Raw genomic sequence first — 15,858 nt, 5'->3', positions numbered from 1 at the left:
CGGCACATCCATGCATGGCATGGATCTACCTGATCGGCCCACTCAACCCACCGGCAACAGGATCGACACGCACAACCCTCCATCACCGCGGTTCTGCAGCGACACCCGTCCACCGTGCGCTTCCACGATCTCGCGGGTCAGCGCCAGCCCCAGCCCGGTGCCATTGCGCTTGGTCGAATAGAAGGGCATCAGTGCGTTCTGCAGCACCTGCTCGTTCATGCCCTTGCCGCGGTCCAGTACGTCCAGGCGCAGCCACTGCGGCAGCCGCGTGAGTTGCACCTGTACATCATCGTTGGGCGGATCAGCTTCGGCGCAGGCTTCATGCGCGTTCTTCAGAAGATTCAACAGTGCCTGCCCGAACTGCGCGATGTCGATGCGGCTGTTCAGTTCCTCGTCCGGCTCGCGTTCCATGGTGAACGGGATCTGCTGGCGCAGGCTGGACAGGAACGGCGCCCAGTGCACGGTCTGCAACTGTGGCTGCGGCAGCTTGGCGAAGCGAGCATAGCCACGGATGAAGCCTTCCAGATGGCGTGCGCGGTCCTCGATGGTGGTGAAGATCTCGGGCAGCCGATCGAAGCGCTCGCGCTGCACCAGCACACCGCCGGAATGGGCCAGCGAGGCAATCGGTGCCAACGAGTTGTTCAGCTCGTGACTGATCACCCGGATTACTTTCTTCCAGGTCTGTACTTCCTGGCGGCGCAGCTCGGCGGTCAGCAGGCGCACCAGCAGCAGATCGTGCGGACGGCCGTTGAGCTGGAACGCGCGGCGCGACAGGTGGTAGACCTGCTCGTCATCCTCATCACCGTCTTCGCCTTCCGCATGCACGGCGAACAGGCTGTCGCCGCCACGGGCGATGGCATCGCGCAGCTCCACGGGCACCTGTTCCAGCACCTCTTCCAGGCGCTGGCCCTCCAGCTTCCAGCCACCATGCAGCAGCTTGCGCGCGGCCAGGTTGGAGAACACCACGCGCGCGATGCCGTCGCCGCCGGAGGCAATCAGCAGCATCGCCACCGGTGTGTTCTGCACCATGGTGTCCAGCAGCAGTTCGCGCTGCACCAGGCCCTGCCGCTGCTCGCGCAGCACGTCCCCCAACTCGCGGTGCGCCTGCACCAGATCGCCCAGTTCGTCGTTGCCTGGCCAGTACACACCGAAGTTGTACTCGCCGTCGCGGTAGCTGCTGGTGGTGCCGGACAGTGCACGCATCAGCGAGCGCACGGGTGCGGTGGCACGGCGCAGGGTCCACCACATCAGCGCCAGCAGGATCATGGTCGACACCGTGGTCACCACCCAGCCATGGTTCATCCAGTACGCCAGCAGCCACGGCAATGCCGCGGCCAGCGCCAGCACGGGCAGCAGGCGCAGGAACAGGCGGAAGGTGAACGAACGCCGTTTCATTCGCGTGGGATGCCGTGCCGGTCCATGCGCCGGTACAGCGCCTGGCGGCTCAGGCCGAGTTCGGCGGCGGCCTGGGCGATGACACCGTGGTTGCGTGCCAGTACGTCCTCGATGCGCGCGCGGTCGGGATCATGGCCGGCACTCGGTGCCGGGCGCGGCGCCGGGGCGGCGCGTGGCAGATTGAGATCGGCCACTTCGATGCGGTTGCCGGTCGCCAGCAGTTCGGCACGCTGGATCACGTTGCGCAGTTCGCGGACGTTGCCCGGCCACGGGTGCCGTTGCAGGGCGGCGCTGGCAGCACTGGACAATGGCTTGCCGGCCGCCAGGAAGCGCTCGGCCAGTGGCACGATGTCGCCCGCGCGCTCGGCCAACGGGGGCAGCACCAGTTCCACCGTATTGAGGCGGTAATAGAGGTCTTCGCGGAAGGTGCCGTCGCGGATCATGGCCGGCAGGTCGGCGTTGGTGGCGCTGACCACGCGCACCTTGACCTGGCGCTCCCGGTTGGAGCCCAGGCGCTCGAAGCGGCCGGTTTCCAGCACACGCAGCAGCTTCATCTGCCCGCCCAGCGACAGGTTGCCGATCTCATCCAGGAACAAGGTACCTCCGTCGGCGGCTTCGAACTTGCCTTCGCGTGCCTTGTTGGCACCGGTGTAGGCGCCGGCCTCGGCACCGAACAGTTCGGCCTCGATCAGCTCCGATGGCAGTGCACCGCAGTTGACCGTGATGAACGGGCCCTTGGCCACCAGCGAATTGGCCTGGATGATCTGCGCGATCTTTTCCTTGCCGGCACCATTGGGGCCGGTGATCAGTACCGGCAGTTCCGAGCGCGCGACTTGGCAGGCCAGGGCGATGACGCGCTCGCTGGCCGGATCGGCGAAGACCGCGCCGCACAGGTCGTACTTCTCTTCCAGCGCGTTGCGCTGGCGCAGTTCACGGCTGCGGCGCCGATCCAGTTCGCGGCGCGCCTCGGACAGTTCCAGCAGGTTGTTGACCGTGGTCATCAGTTTGCGGTCGTCCCAGGGCTTGGCCAGGTAGTCGGCGGCACCGGCCTTGACCAGGTCCACCGCGCTGCTCAGGTGGGTCCATGCGGTGAGCAGGATCACCGGCAGGTCCGGGTGGCGTGCGCGGATCTGTGCGAACAGGTCTTCGCCTTCTTCGCCAGAAGTCGTGTCCTCGCTGAAATTCATGTCCTGGATCACCAGGTCGACCGGCTGCGATTCGAGCAGGGCCAGCCCTTCGGCCGGGCTCTGCGCCTGCAGGGTATCGATGTCGTGCAGGGAGAACAGCACGTCCAGTGCGGTGCCCACACTGGCGTTGTCGTCGATGATCAGGATCGAAGGCATCAAGCAGTTCTGCGGAAAGGGATGGGCGGCGCCGATGGAGCCGTTCGTGTCCACGCACCGGGAGAGCCCGGCGCCACCCATCAAGCATAGCCAAACCTGTGGCCGCAGGGGGCGGGCCGGTCTCAGCGCCGCGGTGGGGGAGGCGGTGGTGTCGGTGGCGGTGGAGCAACCAGCGCCAGTCGCCAGGCGGCAGCATCCACCGAGACCGTGAACTCGCGTCTGTCGCGGCGCAGCAGAAGATACGCAGTCGAAGCGTTGGAGTGACGCAGGGCGTCGGCCAGGTGCTCGATCCGCCGTACGGCGGTGTCGTCCACCCGCAGGATGCGATCGCCGCTGCGCACGCCGAAGCGGGCTTCCGGACTGGCCGCGTCCACGCGCACCTGGCCCTCGGTCGAGCGCAGCGCCAGCCGTGCATCGTTCTGGCGCCATTCCAGTGTCTGCGAGCTGCCACCGCCGGCCAAAGCCGGCAGTGGCAGGAGCATCATCAACAGCAACCAGCGCGCACGCATCTCACGCGCCCCGCGTGGCGACCGCGGGCGGTACCGCTGCAGCGCGCCGGGCCGGCCCGAACACCGCGATCTGGCCCAGCACCCACAGCAGCAGCGCACCCAGTGGCAGGTAGAACAAGGGCATGCGCGGCAGCTCGTACATGTTCATCAGTGCGAGGTTGATTGCATAGGCCGCGAGCATGCCGAGCACGATGCCCAGCGTTGCCAGCAGGAAGTTCTCGGTCTGGAAGTAGCGCAGGATCTGCCCACGCGTCGCGCCGAGCGCGCGGCGGATGCCGATCTGCTTGCTGCGCTGCTGCACCCAGAAGCTGGCCAGGCCGATGATGCCCAGGGCGGTGACCACCAGCAACGAGACGCTGACCGTGATCAGCAGGCCGACCATTGCGCGGTCGTTCTTGAAGAAATCCTTGCGCTGGTCTTCGTAGCTCAGTTTGTCGCGCATCAGCCGGTTGGGATCGTTGCGCTCCAAGGCGGCAGCGGCGGCATTGAGCACTTCCTCGCGGCGCGCCGGATCGGTGCGCAGCACGTAGGTGCCACCGTCATCGAAGGTGGGCCGCAACGGCAGCAGCATCGAGTTGGTCCAGTTGTCACTCCAGCCGTTGGGCGTGCTGAGCGTGTCGACGATGCCGACCACGTTCAGGGGCTGCTTGCCCATGTAGTAGGTCTTGTTCAAGGCGCTGCCGTTGGGTTCCATCTTGGCAGCGGTACTCTGGGTGAGGATCACCGGGATCGCCTGTTCCTTGGCGCCGCCCTTGGTGGCTTCCTTGATGTCCTTGTATTCGCTGGGCAGGAAATCACGGCCGGCGATCAGGTTGATGCCCAGGGTGCCCAAGCCACCCTCGGACAGGGTGTACATCGAGGCATTCGTGGTCGGGCGCTCCTGGTCGAGCACGCGCGAGATGCTGCTGCTGGAGGAGCCATTGCGGAATGGAACCTGGTTGATGATGGTGGCGCTGGTGACGCCGGGAATGGCGCGCAGCGAGGCCAGGTCTTCGCGGGTACGGGCCATGGCGTTGGTCTGCTCGCCGATGCCGCTGACACGCAGCATCACCAGTTCGTTCTCGGCGATGCCGCTGGGCATGCTGATCTTCTCGATGCGCTGGCTGACCAGGAACAACGCGTTGCAGACGATGGCACAGGTCAGTGCGACTTCCAGCACGATCAGGGCGGCGGCGGTCTTGTGCCGGCGCAGGGTGCTGAGGATGGGGCGGATGTCCATGGGAGTCCTCGTTCTCGTGCTTACTGCGACTTGAGCTGGATGGCCGGAGTTACCTGCATGGCGCGCCAGGCGGGCAGGAAACCCGCGGCAAGACTGGCGAGCAGGGTCAGGCCCAGTGCGAGCAGCAGCATGCTGCCGTCCAGGTGGGCCAGCTTCGCGTAGTCGACAGGTTGCTGGCGCACCGCATACAGGCCAAGCAGGGCCAGGCCGATACCGAGCACGCCACCGACCACGCCGACCGCACCGGCTTCCACCAGGCATTGCAGGAAGATCTGCCCACGGCTGGCACCCAGTGCGCGGCGCACGCCGATTTCGCCGCTGCGGCGCAGGAACTTGGCCAGCAGCAGGCCGACCGTGTTGACCAGGCAGACGCCGAGGAAGCCCAGTGCCAGCCACAGCTGCAGGCGCACATCGCTGGGTACTGCGCCGTTGAAGTCGAGCCACTCCATCACGTTGCGCAGGCGCACGTTCGGCGGACGCTGGAAGCGACCGGCTTCGCGCTGCTGGTTGGAGTAATTCTCCAGGTAGCGGCGATAGTCGCCGGCCTTGGCCGGATCCATCTCTACCCAGTACTGCAGCCACGCGCACGGCGCATTGAGTGAATGGCTGTTGTCGTCCGGGTTCTCGCCGAAGCAGTTCATGTTACCGTTGTTGCCGAGCTTCAGGTCGAACGAAGTGGTGATCGGCAGCAGCAGGTCTTCATCCTTGCCGTAGCTGCCAGTGGTCAGGTCGTAGAAGTGCGGTTCCGGGCTCCACTCCTTCATCACACCGACGATGCGGTAGGACTGGCCTTCCATGCGGATGTCACGGCCCACGCTGTTGGCGCCCTGGAACAGCTTGTCGTTGAGCGCCTTGGAGATGACCACGACCCGGGCGCGGGCGGTGTCGTCCTCACGCGTCCACGGACGCCCGTACTGCATCGGCACTTCGAACATCGGGAAGAAGTCAGCCGAGGTCCATCGGGTATCGATGGTGAACGGCTTGAGCGTGGCGCTGGTCGGTTCGATGGTGCCGCCGCCGCCGCTCATCAGCGCCTGGCGCTCGCCCTTGGCTTCGCGCAGCAGCGCTTCACCGTCGAACCGCGTCAGCTGGGTCTCCGGCTCTTCGCCCGGCACATAGCCACCGCGTCCGCCGGGGTCGAGCTGGACGTAGAACAGACGGTCGCTCTTGCCGGGAATCGGATCGCCGGAGAGCACGTGGAACACGGTCAGCGTGGTCATCGAGGCACCGATGCCGAGTGCGATGGCGACCACCATCAGCGCGGTCAGTACCTTGTTGCGGCGGAAGCTGCGCGCCGCCAATCGGGCGTAGTAGGCGAACATGGTCGGGCCCTCACTCGTTGACGGCGACGATGTGGCGCGGCGGGGTGGCCAGCACCGGCTCGCGGACCAGGTCGGTCACCTGGCCATCGACGATGTGCACGTTGCGCTGCGCGCGCGCGGCCAGCTCCGGATCGTGGGTAACCATCACGATGGTGGTGCCGGCGGCATTGATCTCCTCCAGCAGTTCCATCACGCCGCGGGCCATCTGCGTGTCCAGGTTGCCGGTCGGTTCGTCGGCCAGCAGCAGACGCGGGCTGCCGGCCAGGGCACGCGCGATCGCCGCACGCTGCTGCTGGCCACCGGAAAGTTCATTCGGATAGTGCTTCATGCGCGAGCCCAGGCCGACCTGGGTCAGCGCCTTTTCGATGCGTTCGCGGCGCTCGTTGGCGCTCATCTTCCGGTAGCGCAGCGGCACGTCGACGTTGTCGAACAGGTTCAGGTCGGGAATCAGATTGAAGCCCTGGAAGATGAAACCGATCTTCTGGTTGCGCAGGCGGCTGCGGGCGTCATCGCCCAGCGTGCTCACGTCCTGGCCGTCCAGCATGTAGGTGCCGCTGGTGAAGGTTTCCAGCAGGCCGGCGATGTTGAGGAAGGTGGTCTTGCCGGAGCCGGACGGGCCGGTGACGGCGACGAACTCGCCTTCCTTGACCTGCAGTTCCAGCGAGCGCAGTGCGTGGGTTTCCACCTGTTCGGTGCGGAAGACCTTGGCGACCGAACGCATTTCGAGCATGTACATGGGGTGTCCTCTCTCCAGGATTCAGGTATCAGGTATCAGTTGACGGAGACGCGTTCGGCGTCCTTGAACAGGTCGCTGCCAGAGACCACGATGCGGTCGCCTGGCTGCACACCCGACTTGATTTCCACTTCGCCCAGGCTGCTGACGCCCAGTTCCACCGGACGCCGCACCGCGGTGCGGCCGTCCATTACGTAGGCGATGCCGTTGCCCTGTTCGACGAACGGGCCGCGCTCGACCTTGAGTACGTCCTTGCGGGTATCGAGCAGCACGCGCACCGACATCCGCTGGCTCTGGCGCAGACCTTCCGGTTGCGCGCTGGCGAAGCGCACGCGGGCGTTGACTTCGCCGTTGACCACTTCCGGCGACACCGCGCTGATCTCGCCCGGGAACGGTTTGCCATTGCCGCCGGTCAACTGTGCCGGCATGCCGATCGCCAGGTCGCGGGCGAAGCTTTCCGGCACCTTGATCTCGACCTCGAACTTGGACAGGTCGACCACGCCCAGTACCGGTGCGTTGGCCGCCAGGTTGGTGGACTGGATGGCCTGCACCTGGCCGACCTGGCCGTCGAACGGTGCACGCAGGGTCAGTGCATCGACCTGGCGCTGCACCTCGGCCACCACGGCCTTCTGGCGGTCGGCCAGCAGGCGCTTGTTGCGGGCGTCCAGGTCCGCGCCCTGGCTCTGCAGGCGGGCATCGGTGGTGGCGTTGGCCAGGGTGATGTCGGCCTTCTTCAGCGAGTCCTTGGCCTTGGCAAGATCGATCTGCGGGACTGCGCCGCCGTCGTAGCCACGCTGGTAGCGCTGCAGGTCGCGGTCGGCCGCCTGCCGCTCGATGGTGGCCTGGTCGGTTTCCTTGCGCGACTTGGCGCGGGCCAGGGTGGCGTCCAGCGCGGCGCGGCTGGCCTCGGCTTCCAGGCCGGCCAGGGTGGCCTGCTCCTGGGCCAGCTTGCTGCGCAGTTCCGGGCTGTCGATGACCGCCAGTTCCTGGCCCTTCTTGACCACGTCACCGGCAACCACCTTCAGGTCCACGGTACCGGCCGAGATGGCGTACAGGATCGGGCTGTTGGCGGCGATCACCCGGCCGTCGGCGGCGATGTCACGGACCAGGTCGCCGCGCTTCACTTCGGCAATTCGCACGCGGCTGCTGTCGTAGGAGCGACTGGCATTGGACCAGGCGTGCACGGCCCAGCCGATGCCGGCGAGCAGCGCGATGGCGCCCAACGCCGGCCAGCGGTAGCGCTGCCAGCTGGCGCGGGTGGTGCTGGCCGGGGCGGAGGAAACGATCTGGTCCTGTGCGGAAGTGTCGCGGATCATCGGGTGCGTGCCTGACGGTGGTAGCCAATACCAAGCACGTAGCGTGCCAACTTTATTTCATTTCAGATCAATGGGTTGGAGAGAGGTTTGAAGTGTCCGGGTGTCCGCGGACACCTTTCCGGACACTTTCATTAAGCGGACAGGAGGGGGAAGCCGGACATGCGGGCTAGAATGCGCCGATCGTCTTCAAGGAAACGCGTGACATGTGTGGAATCGTGGGTGCAATCGCCGATCGCGACGTAGTGCCGGTGCTGATCGAGGGCCTGAAGCGGCTTGAGTACCGTGGTTACGACTCCTCGGGCATTGCGGTGATCGACCATGCCGAGCGCCCCGAAGTACGTCGCGTCCGTCGTACCGGCCGCGTGTCGGAAATGGCCACGGCAGCCGAAGCCGAAGGCTTCAATGCAGTGCTGGGCATCGGCCACACCCGCTGGGCCACCCATGGGGGTGTCACCGAGGCCAACGCGCATCCGCACATCAGCCAGGGCGTGGCGCTGGTGCACAACGGCATCATCGAGAACCACGAAGAGCAGCGCGAGAAGCTGCGCGCGATGGGCTACACGTTCGAGTCGCAGACCGATACCGAAGTCATCGCGCACCTGATCCACCATCACCTGAAGGGCGGCGACGACCTGCTGGTGGCGTTGCAGCACACGGTGAAGGAGCTGACCGGTGCCTATGCGCTGGCCGTGGTCAGCCGCGCCGAGCCGGAGCGCTTCGTCTGCGCGCGCATGGGCTGCCCGCTGCTGATCGGCCTGGGCGAGGGCGAAAACTTCGTCGCCTCCGACGTCTCGGCGGTGATCTCGGCCACCCGCAAGGTGATCTTCCTGGAAGAGGGCGACACCGCCGAGATCCGCCGCGATGGCGTGCGCATCTTCGATGAGCACGACCAGCCGATCGAGCGCGACGTGCACCTGTCCGATGTATCGCTGGCATCGCTGGAGCTGGGCCCGTACCGCCACTTCATGCAGAAGGAAATCCACGAGCAGCCGCGCGCGCTGGGCGATACCATCGAGGCGGCGATCGACGCCGGTGGCTTCCCGGCCGAGCTGTTCGGCAAGAACGCCGAAGCGGTGCTGTCCGGCATCGAAGGCGTGCAGATCATCGCCTGTGGTACCAGCTATTACTCCGGCCTGACCGCACGCTACTGGATCGAAGCCATCGCCGGCCTGCCGTGCAGCGTGGAGATCGCCAGCGAGTACCGCTACCGCGCCGCCTATGCGAACCCGAAGCACCTGATCGTCACCATCTCCCAGTCCGGCGAAACGCTGGATACGATGGAAGCGCTGAAGTACGCCAAGTCGCTCGGCCACAAGCACACGCTGTCGATCTGCAACGTGCCGGAAAGTGCGATTCCGCGCGCCAGCGAACTGGTCTGCTACACCCGCGCCGGTGCCGAGATCGGCGTGGCCTCGACCAAGGCCTTCACCACCCAACTGGCCGCACTGTTCCAGCTGACCGTGGTGCTGGGCAAGCTGCATGGCCGCATCGACGCGGCGCAGGAAGCGGACTACCTGGAGCAGCTGCGCTTCCTGCCGGGCAGCGTGCAGCATGCACTGAACATGGAGCCGCAGATCGCCGCCTGGGCGGAACGTTTCGCGCGCAAGAGCAGCGCACTGTTCCTCGGCCGTGGCCTGCATTACCCGATCGCGCTGGAAGGCTCGCTCAAGCTCAAGGAAATCTCCTACATCCACGCTGAGGCCTATCCGGCGGGCGAACTGAAGCACGGCCCGTTGGCGCTGGTGGACGAGGACATGCCGGTGGTGGTGATCGCGCCCAACGACAGCCTGCTGGAGAAGGTGAAGTCGAACATGCAGGAAGTGCGCGCGCGTGGCGGCGAGCTGTTCGTGTTCGCTGACCAGGACAGCAACTTCAACGAGTCCGAAGGCGTGCACGTGATCCGCACGCCGCGCCATGCCGGCGTGCTCAGCCCGATCGTGCACACCATCCCGGTGCAGTTGCTGGCGTATCACACCGCACTGGCGCGTGGCACCGACGTGGACAAGCCGCGCAACCTGGCCAAGAGCGTGACGGTGGAGTAACCCCGCCGGATCCATTGGATGCTGCATGCGAAGGGGCCCCACGAGGGCCCCTTTCGTTTGCGTCGCTGGCAATGCCAAGTGGGACGGCCGCCGGGTGTTCTGTCCGCCGTCGGCAGCAGGCAACCAATCTTTAATGCGCGACATGGCCTGTATTCAGCGGCGGTTTCAGCCGCGGTGCCATTCTCTGGATCGTCAGTTGGTTCCCACGACGAACTGTCCTATCGATGCCGGTAGTGACTGATGGTCGCAGTCGTAGAATCGATTTGACCGAGGTCCGGGTTGAGCGGTTGAGCCCACCTCGTTCGCGTTGCAGCACGACGTCTGCCGATCCATTCCACGCGGCAGTCGGGTGCGCCAGACGTGCGCTGAAAGGTCTGTTCCCGGGGAGGGGGCGTATCGGAAGAGCACACTTTTTTGACTTCAGTGACCTGCACCAGGAAACAAGAATGAACGTCCGCGAACTCCTGCAATCCAAGAAAGAAGCTGTCATCACCATCGACGCCGAAGACACCATCGGTGCCGCCGCCCACAAGATGAGCGCGAACAAGATCGCTGCGTTGGTGGTGATGAAGGACGATGCCCCGGTCGGCATCATTTCCGAGAAGGACATCGTGCGTACCCTGGCCGACGACGGCCCGCAGGCCGGCCGCCGGGTGATCTCCAGCCTGCCGTCCACCGGTCTGGAAGGCATCGCGCCGGAAGCCACCCTGAAGCAGGCCATGTCGTTGATGACGTATTCGCGGCGCCGTCATCTGATGGTCACCGACGGCACCCGCCTGGTCGGCATCCTCAGCCTGGGCGACATCGTGAAGAACCTGCTGGGCGAGCTGGAGCTGGAAAAGGCCGTGTTGCAGGACATCTACATGGCCGCCCACTGAGGGCTGCAGCGCTGGAGGCAGAGAAGCCGGGCATTGCCCGGCTTCTTCGTTCACGGCACCGGTGAAATCAGAAAGTGACCTTCACCGAATCGGCGCTGTAGTTCGCCGGGCCGTGGTAGACCACTTCGATGTTGTTGCCGTCCGGGTCGAGCACGAAGGCGCCGTAGTAGCCCGGGTGGTAAGGGCGTTCGCCCGGCGCGCCGTTATCGGTGCCGCCGGCGGCGATCGCGGCGGTATGGAAGGCATCGACGGTGGCGCTGTCGCGGGCCTGGAAGGCCAGATGGTGGCGCCCGGTCAGCTGGCCGGCGGCGGCCTCGCTGCTGGCGCTGGAAATGAACAGCTCATCGGCCCAGAAGAAGTCCGGCCCTTCGCCGCCCAGCGGCACGCCGATGGTGTCGAACACCGCCTGGTAGAAGCGGCGGCTGGCGGCCAGGTCACGCACCACCAGCTGCAGATGGTCGATCAAGCGGCCGCGGTGCAGTTCCATCGTTTCCATACGAACCTCGCAAAAAAGGGGACGGAGGGGATTAAGTCGCTTCCAGCCAATAGTGCCAGAAACGACTTAATCCCCTCCGTCCCCTTTTTGGGTCAGACGTTGGAGATGATCTCGACCCAGTAGCCGTCCGGGTCCTTGATGAAGGCCAGGTTCTTCATGCGGCCGTCGGTCAGGCGCTTCTGGAAGGTCACGCCCAGGTCTTCAAATCGCTGGCAGGCGGTCTCGATGTCCGGCACCGACACGCAGATGTGGCCGAAGCCGCGCGGGTCGCTGTTGCCATCGTGGTAGACCGCGCCGTCCTGGGTCTCGGTGCCGTGGTTGTGGGTCAGTTCCAGCACGCCCGGCAGGCCGGCCATCCACACGCGGCGCTGGGCATCGTCTTCCGGCACCACCGCGCCGGCCGGCACGTAGGCCAGGAAGTACAGGCTGAACTGGGCCTCCGGGAAGTCGCGCTTGTCGATCAGCTGGTAGCCGAGCACGCGGGTGTAGAAGTCCAGCGAGGCGGTGATGTCCTTCACCCGCAGCATGGTGTGGTTGAACACGAAGCCGCTGGTTTCGGCTGGGGCCTGGGTGGCGACGCCGGGGACATCGCGCAGGGCGGGAATGGTCATGGGGGAGGTCCTTCAGACAGGGCCGTTGCCGGCCGGATGGGCCCATTCTACCGGCCGTCACCTGACGGCACCGCGACGTACAATGGCCGGATCGCACCGTTCCGTTCTGAGCATTGCCCGCCATGTCGCAGCGTGAATGGGTGGCCGCCGCCATCCGCAAGATCGAAGCCGATTTCAACCGTTCCGCCGATACCCACCTGATCCCGCTGGCGCTGCCCGGGTTCGAGGGCATCGATGTGTACCTGAAGGACGAGTCGAGCCATCCCACCGGCAGTCTCAAGCACCGGCTGGCGCGCTCGCTGTTCCTGTATGCGTTGACCAACGGCTGGTTGCGCGAAGGCCGGCCGGTGATCGAGGCCTCCAGCGGCTCGACCGCCGTCTCCGAAGCCTATTTCGCGCGCCTGCTCGGCCTGCCGTTCATTGCGGTGATCCCGGCGACCACTTCGCCGGAAAAGATCGCCGCGATCGAGTTCCACGGGGGCCGCTGTCACCTGGTCGAGCGTGCCTGCGAACTCAACGGTGAATCGGAGAAGCTGGCCCGCGAAACCGGCGGCCACTTCATGGACCAGTTCACCTATGCCGAGCGCGCTACCGACTGGCGCGCCAACAACAACATCGCCGAATCCATCTTCAAGCAGATGGCCGAGGAGCCCAGCCCGGTTCCGGAGTGGATCGTGTGCAGCCCCGGTACCGGCGGTACCGCAGCGACGCTGGGCCGCTATGTCAGCTACCGCCGGCATGACACCCGCATCCTGTGCGCGGACCCGGAAGTGTCGGTGTTCTTCGATGGCTACCAGGCTGCCGTGGCCGGCGAGCAGGACTGGCGGGGCCTGACCTGCAGCGGTGGTTCGCGCGTGGAAGGCATCGGCCGGCCGCGGGTGGAGCCGAGCTTCATCCCGACCAGCGTCGATGCAATGGTGAAGGTGCCCGATGCACTGAGCCTGGCCGCGATGCGCCATGTCAGCCGCCAGCTCGGTCGACGCGTGGGTGGCTCCACCGGCACCAACTTCATCGGTGTGCTGCAGGCTGCGCAGTGGATGCGTGAGGCGGGCCACCAGGGCAGCATTGTCAGCATCCTGTGCGACAGCGGCGAGCGCTACGCGCAGAGCTATTACGACCCGGCGTGGTACGTGCGCCAGGGCATCGATGTCGACGGTGCCGATGCGCAGCTGGCAGCGGCGGTGGCCGGGCAGGGGTTGCCCGAACTGCCGTGGTGCAGCCTGGAAGCGCTGTAGCGCCCTCGTAGAGCCGAGCCGTGCTCGACACTCCGGGAAAGAGCCGTCGAGCATGGCTCGACGCTACAGATTCAATACCCCGCCGCAGTGAACGCATCCAGCACCGCATCGCGCAGTGCATCGGGCAATGCCTCGATGTCCATCGCGCGGTCATCCAGATGCAGGCTCGGGTCCAGGCTGCTGGCACGGCCCTGGGCCAGCGCCTGCAGCCACAGCAGCACGCAGATCACGAACTCGCGCTCATGGCCCAGCCGCAGTTGGCTGGCGCCGCGCTCGATCACCTCGAACGGGTACCACTCCTGGGCGTCGTTGAAGGTGCCGCCCTGCTGTAGCACCGCCTGCAGTTGCTGCAGATGGCGCGGGGCGTCATCGCCGGCATCGCACAGCGCGGCGATCCAGGTCAGTTCGGCCGGGCTGGCGGACAACGCCAACGACCGCGCCGGTGGGGCGGATGCAACTGCAGCCAGACCTTCCATGTGGGGCCTCGTTCAGTACCTACCGCTGCGGACTCCCCCGCAGCCAGAGCTTCGATGCGTGACCGTAAGGCCGATGTGAATGCCGCGCCCCCTTGTCAGCCACGCCTGCCAGCGCCATATCTACTGGGCTGCCCGCCCGCCGGGCCCGTTCCCTGGAGATCTGCCGTGACCGTTGCCAACCCCCTGCTCGATTTTTCCGGCCTGCCGCGCTTCGAGGCCATCCGCCCCGAGCACGTGGCACCGGCGTTGGACGTGCTGCTGGCCGAGGCCGAAGCCGCCGTCAGCGCGGCCGAGCAGGTGCAGCCGGTGCGCTGGGAGACCTTCGTGGCCCCGCTGGATGACGCCACCGAGCGCCTGTGGCGCGCCTGGGGCCTGGTCGGCCACCTGCAGGGCGTGGTCAACACCCCGGAACTGCGTGAGGCCTACAACAGCAACCTGACGCGGGTGACCCGCTTCGCCAGTGCGCTGGGCCAGAACCTGGCGCTGTACCGCCAGTACCAGGCACTGGCCGCCAGCGCGGAGGCCGCGGGCTTCGACGAGGCCCAGCGCAAGGTGCTGGACAACACGCTGCGTGACTTCCGCCTTGGCGGCGCCGAGCTGGCGCCCGAGGCACAGCAGCGCTTCGCGGCGATCAAGGAGGAGCTGTCGGCGCTGTCGGCGAAGTTCTCGCAGAACGTGCTCGACGCTACCGACGCGTGGTCGCTGATCATCGAGGACGAAGCGCGACTGAACGGCCTGCCGGAGGACGTGAAGGCCGCCGCGCACGCTGCGGCGGAAAAGGACGGCAAGACCGGCTGTAAACTGACCCTGCAGATGCCGTGCTACCTGCCGGTGCAGACCTGGGCCGAAGATCGCGACCTGCGCGAGATTCTGTACCGTGCCAGCGCGCAGCGTGCGTCCGAATTCGGTGACGACGCGCTGGACAACAGCGGCAACATCGACCGCATCCTCGCCCTTCGCGCGGAGCTGGCCGCACTGCTCGGCTTCGGTTCGTATGGTGACTATTCGGTGGCCACCAAGATGGCGCAGGACCCGGCCGAGGTGCTCGGTTTCCTGCGCGACCTGGCCTCGCGCGCCAAACCGTTTGCGGCCAAGGACCGCGCCGAGCTGGAGCAGTTTGCACGCGAACAGCTCGGCATCGACAGCCTGCAGGCCTGGGACCTGGCGTTCGCCGCCGATCGCCTGAAGCAGGCGCGCTACAGCTATTCAGAGCAGGAAGTGAAGCAATATTTCACCGAACCGAAGGTGCTGGGCGGCCTGTTCTCGGTGATCGAGCAGCTGTACGGCCTGCGCGTGCAGGAGGACAGCGCGCCGGTGTGGCACGAAGATGTGCGCTTCTTCCGCCTGGTCGATGCGCAGGGCGCGCTGGTTGGCCAGTTCTACCTGGACTTGTACGCGCGCGAAGGCAAGCGCGGTGGCGCGTGGATGGATGATTGCCGTAACCGTCGCGTGCGTGGGGATGGCAGCGTGCAGACGCCGCTGGTCTACCTGGTGTGCAACTTCGGCCGTGGTGCCAACGGCAAGCCGGCGACCTTCAGCCACAACGAAGTAACCACGTTGTTCCATGAGATGGGCCACGGCCTGCACCAGCTGCTGACCCGCATCGGCGAACTGGGTGTGGCCGGCATCAACGGCGTGGAATGGGACGCGGTGGAGCTGCCCAGCCAGTTCATGGAGAACTTCTGCTGGGAATGGGACCACCTGCAGGGCATGACCGCGCATGTTGAAACGGGTGAGCCGCTGCCGCGCGCGCTGTACGAGCGCATGCTGGCCGCGCGCAATTTCCACAGCGGCATGGCCACGGTGCGCCAGCTGGAGTTCGGCCTGTTCGACATGCTGCTGCACAGCCAGTTCGAACCGGCGCAGGACAGCGTGCTGGCACTGCTCGACCGCGTGCGTGCGGAAGTGGCAGTGAACCACCCGCCGGTCTGGAACCGCTTCCCGCACCAGTTCAGCCATATCTTCGCTGGCGGTTACGCCGCGGGTTACTACAGCTACAAGTGGGCCGAGGTGCTCAGCGCCGATGCCTACGCCGCATTCGAGGAAGCGCCGCAGGCACTGGCTGAAACCGGTGCACGCTTCCGCAATGAGATCCTGTCGCGTGGTGGCAGCCGCCCGGCGGCGGAGAACTTCAAGGCCTTCCGCGGCCGCGCACCGCAGATCGACGCGCTGCTGCGCCACTCGGGCATGGCGTAAGGTGTTTGGTAGGTGCCAACCTTGGTTGGCACGTTACCGCTATCCACGCATGGCGTGGATCTACCGGAATGTTCGGACATGGCGTAA

Annotated in this window: 14 protein-coding genes; 4 read left to right on the top strand and 10 right to left on the bottom strand. The window is 66.1% G+C overall.

Going from position 1 to position 15,858, the window contains the following annotated elements; all coding sequences use genetic code 11:
* Positions 1–42: 42 nt before the first annotated feature.
* The 7 genes from D5301_RS01390 to D5301_RS01360 form a co-directional block, all read right to left on the bottom strand.
* The gene (locus D5301_RS01390; RefSeq protein ID WP_153854570.1) at positions 43–1,395 is read right to left on the bottom strand and encodes a HAMP domain-containing sensor histidine kinase; all 1,353 of its coding nucleotides are present in this window, start codon (positions 1,393–1,395) and stop codon (positions 43–45) included.
* On the bottom strand, positions 1,392–2,738 hold the full coding sequence (locus D5301_RS01385) for a sigma-54 dependent transcriptional regulator (RefSeq protein WP_110714381.1): 1,347 nt from the start codon (positions 2,736–2,738) through the stop codon (positions 1,392–1,394). Before D5301_RS01385 ends, D5301_RS01390 begins: the two co-directional genes overlap by 4 nt.
* 122 nt (positions 2,739–2,860) lie before the next feature.
* Positions 2,861–3,247 (bottom strand): PDZ domain-containing protein, encoded by a 387-nt coding sequence (locus D5301_RS01380; RefSeq protein ID WP_153854569.1) that lies wholly within the window; start codon positions 3,245–3,247, stop codon positions 2,861–2,863.
* Between the two features lies 1 nt (position 3,248).
* Positions 3,249–4,466, bottom strand: a complete 1,218-nt coding sequence (locus D5301_RS01375; protein WP_153854568.1) for an FtsX-like permease family protein — start codon at positions 4,464–4,466, stop codon at positions 3,249–3,251.
* Between the two features lie 20 nt (positions 4,467–4,486).
* Positions 4,487–5,788: an ABC transporter permease gene (locus D5301_RS01370; protein WP_153854567.1), complete on the bottom strand. Its 1,302-nt coding sequence runs from the start codon at positions 5,786–5,788 to the stop codon at positions 4,487–4,489.
* A 10-nt stretch (positions 5,789–5,798) separates the two neighbouring features.
* A complete protein-coding gene (locus tag D5301_RS01365; RefSeq protein ID WP_014038558.1) occupies positions 5,799–6,524 on the bottom strand; it encodes an ABC transporter ATP-binding protein in 726 nt (241 codons plus the stop codon).
* A 35-nt stretch (positions 6,525–6,559) separates the two neighbouring features.
* A complete protein-coding gene (locus D5301_RS01360) occupies positions 6,560–7,837 on the bottom strand; it encodes an efflux RND transporter periplasmic adaptor subunit (RefSeq protein WP_110713786.1) in 1,278 nt (425 codons plus the stop codon).
* Between the two features lie 203 nt (positions 7,838–8,040).
* Here D5301_RS01360 and glmS point away from each other — a divergent pair, with 203 nt between their 5' ends.
* Together glmS and D5301_RS01350 are read left to right on the top strand one after the other, a co-directional pair.
* Positions 8,041–9,879 (top strand): glutamine--fructose-6-phosphate transaminase (isomerizing), encoded by a 1,839-nt coding sequence (gene glmS / locus D5301_RS01355; RefSeq protein ID WP_110713784.1) that lies wholly within the window; start codon positions 8,041–8,043, stop codon positions 9,877–9,879.
* A 446-nt stretch (positions 9,880–10,325) separates the two neighbouring features.
* Entirely contained in the window at positions 10,326–10,757 is a 432-nt protein-coding gene (locus D5301_RS01350) for a CBS domain-containing protein (protein ID WP_099551136.1), read from the top strand.
* Between the two features lie 67 nt (positions 10,758–10,824).
* Here the strand turns inward: D5301_RS01350 and D5301_RS01345 are convergent, their stop codons facing one another.
* Positions 10,825–11,253, bottom strand: coding sequence for a VOC family protein (locus tag D5301_RS01345; protein WP_110713782.1), 429 nt, complete (start codon positions 11,251–11,253; stop codon positions 10,825–10,827).
* Positions 11,254–11,345: 92 nt separating this feature from the next.
* Complete coding sequence (gloA, locus tag D5301_RS01340) at positions 11,346–11,864, bottom strand: lactoylglutathione lyase (protein WP_153854566.1); 519 nt, start codon at positions 11,862–11,864, stop codon at positions 11,346–11,348.
* A 122-nt stretch (positions 11,865–11,986) separates the two neighbouring features.
* On the opposite strand from gloA, the gene D5301_RS01335 reads away from it, so the two are divergent.
* Complete coding sequence (locus D5301_RS01335; protein WP_153854565.1) at positions 11,987–13,099, top strand: PLP-dependent cysteine synthase family protein; 1,113 nt, start codon at positions 11,987–11,989, stop codon at positions 13,097–13,099.
* Positions 13,100–13,170: 71 nt separating this feature from the next.
* On the opposite strand, the gene D5301_RS01330 is transcribed toward D5301_RS01335, so the two are convergent.
* Positions 13,171–13,575, bottom strand: a complete 405-nt coding sequence (locus D5301_RS01330; protein ID WP_110713776.1) for a hypothetical protein — start codon at positions 13,573–13,575, stop codon at positions 13,171–13,173.
* Between the two features lie 165 nt (positions 13,576–13,740).
* Between D5301_RS01330 and D5301_RS01325 the strand changes: the two genes are divergently transcribed.
* Positions 13,741–15,771, top strand: coding sequence for a M3 family metallopeptidase (locus D5301_RS01325; RefSeq protein WP_324187241.1), 2,031 nt, complete (start codon positions 13,741–13,743; stop codon positions 15,769–15,771).
* The last annotated feature ends 87 nt before the right edge of the window (positions 15,772–15,858 follow it).

Origin of the sequence: Stenotrophomonas sp. MH181796 (assembly GCF_009659995.1) — a bacterium.
Lineage (GTDB): Bacteria > Pseudomonadota > Gammaproteobacteria > Xanthomonadales > Xanthomonadaceae > Stenotrophomonas > Stenotrophomonas riyadhensis.
This window is presented reverse-complemented; position numbering and strand designations above follow the sequence as displayed.

Bases quoted from the DNA above. Each gene is read 5' to 3' on its own strand.
- D5301_RS01345 (WP_110713782.1), bottom strand. From the start codon at position 11,253: ATGGAAACGATGGAACTGCACCGCGGCCGCTTGATCGACCATCTGCAG.
- glmS (WP_110713784.1), top strand. From the start codon at position 8,041: ATGTGTGGAATCGTGGGTGCAATCGCCGATCGCGACGTAGTGCCGGTG.
- gloA (WP_153854566.1), bottom strand. From the start codon at position 11,864: ATGACCATTCCCGCCCTGCGCGATGTCCCCGGCGTCGCCACCCAGGCC.
- D5301_RS01335 (WP_153854565.1), top strand. From the start codon at position 11,987: ATGTCGCAGCGTGAATGGGTGGCCGCCGCCATCCGCAAGATCGAAGCC.
- D5301_RS01365 (WP_014038558.1), bottom strand. From the start codon at position 6,524: ATGTACATGCTCGAAATGCGTTCGGTCGCCAAGGTCTTCCGCACCGAA.
- D5301_RS01375 (WP_153854568.1), bottom strand. From the start codon at position 4,466: ATGGACATCCGCCCCATCCTCAGCACCCTGCGCCGGCACAAGACCGCC.
- D5301_RS01380 (WP_153854569.1), bottom strand. From the start codon at position 3,247: ATGCGTGCGCGCTGGTTGCTGTTGATGATGCTCCTGCCACTGCCGGCT.
- D5301_RS01370 (WP_153854567.1), bottom strand. From the start codon at position 5,788: ATGTTCGCCTACTACGCCCGATTGGCGGCGCGCAGCTTCCGCCGCAAC.
- D5301_RS01350 (WP_099551136.1), top strand. From the start codon at position 10,326: ATGAACGTCCGCGAACTCCTGCAATCCAAGAAAGAAGCTGTCATCACC.
- D5301_RS01360 (WP_110713786.1), bottom strand. From the start codon at position 7,837: ATGATCCGCGACACTTCCGCACAGGACCAGATCGTTTCCTCCGCCCCG.
- D5301_RS01390 (WP_153854570.1), bottom strand. From the start codon at position 1,395: ATGAAACGGCGTTCGTTCACCTTCCGCCTGTTCCTGCGCCTGCTGCCC.
- D5301_RS01385 (WP_110714381.1), bottom strand. From the start codon at position 2,738: ATGCCTTCGATCCTGATCATCGACGACAACGCCAGTGTGGGCACCGCA.
- D5301_RS01330 (WP_110713776.1), bottom strand. From the start codon at position 13,575: ATGGAAGGTCTGGCTGCAGTTGCATCCGCCCCACCGGCGCGGTCGTTG.